General features: G+C 63.0%; 2 protein-coding genes. One reads left to right on the plus strand and one right to left on the minus strand.

Translation table 11 applies throughout. The features are described from left to right. Positions 1–183, plus strand: a 183-nt coding sequence (locus tag ENZ75_RS34830) for a hypothetical protein (RefSeq protein ID WP_206617161.1), incomplete at its 5' end; no start/stop codon positions are given. Here the strand turns inward: ENZ75_RS34830 and ENZ75_RS32330 are convergent. After that, on the minus strand, positions 184–1,206 hold a 1,023-nt coding region (locus ENZ75_RS32330), incomplete at its 5' end, for a substrate-binding domain-containing protein (protein WP_128278637.1).

A 1,206-nucleotide genomic window follows, 5' to 3' on the forward strand; every position in this document is an offset into this window, starting at 1 on the left:
GTCCTGGGCCGCGGCACGCTGCCGGCCGATGAAAAAGGCAACCAGGCCGACGGCAACGACGATGGCCAGTACGAGCAAGGACGACATGGACCCACCCCAAGGGAAATTCTAACGCAGCCACCATTGCGGCCTGCGGTGAAACCGGGGCGCGGATTTGACCCGCACCCCGGTTCGGCAGCTTGATTACATCGACTTTCCGGCGGCGAAAGCGTCACGCTGGGCCTGACGCTCGGCATCCGGAGCAGCAACGAGGCCGTATTCGGCGAGCGGGCTTTCCGGGCCAACCATCTGGTCGTCGAGGAAGAACTCGACATATTCCTTGAGGCCGGGAACGACGCCCAGATGCGCCTTCTTGACGTAGAAGAACAGCGGGCGCGAGACGGGATACTTGCCGCTGGCAATCGTCTCGGTCGAAGGCACGATACCTTCCACGGTGGCGACCTTCAGCTTGTCGGCATTGTTCTCATAGAAGGCGAGGCCGAACACGCCGACGCCGGTCTTGTTGGAGTCGATGCGGGCGAGCGTCTCGGTATAGTCGCCATCGATGTCGACGGCCTTGCCGTCCTTGCGGATGGCAATGCAGGTTTTGCCGATTTCCTTGTCGTCGGCAATGCCGGCGGCCTTGAGAGCAGCCTTGTCACAGCCGGCATCGAGGAGCTTGGTCTCGAACACTTCGCGCGTGCCGTGCTTTTCGCCCGGAATGTAGGCGGCGATGTCCCAGTCGGGCAGCTTCGGATTGACCTGGCTCCACTTGGTGTTCGGATTGTCGACGAGCTTGCCGTCGACGACCAGCTTGGCCGCGAGCGCCTTGTAGATGTCGGCGGGAACCAGCGCCCAGTCCGGGCCCTTGATGTCGGTGGCGAAGACGATGCCGTCATAGCCGATCCGGACTTCCTGGACTTCCTTCACGCCGGCGGCGGCGCAGGACTTGAGTTCGTCCGCCTTGATCGGACGCGACGAGTTGGCGATGTCGATCGTGTCTTCGCCGACGCCCTTGCAGAATTCCTTGATGCCGGCGCCGCTGCCGCCGGATTCGACGACCGGGGTCTTGAAGTTGGTGAACGTTTCGCCGAACTGCTCGGCAACGATCTTGGCATAAGGTAACACGGTCGATGATCCGGCGACCTGGATCTGGTCGCGCGCGGCGGCGAAGCCGGACGACGCGGCGAGCGCAAGCGCAGCGGCCGACGCCGTATAGAGGAATTT

This window comes from Mesorhizobium sp. M7A.F.Ca.CA.002.04.1.1 (assembly GCF_004022805.1).
GTDB lineage: Bacteria > Pseudomonadota > Alphaproteobacteria > Rhizobiales > Rhizobiaceae > Mesorhizobium > Mesorhizobium ciceri.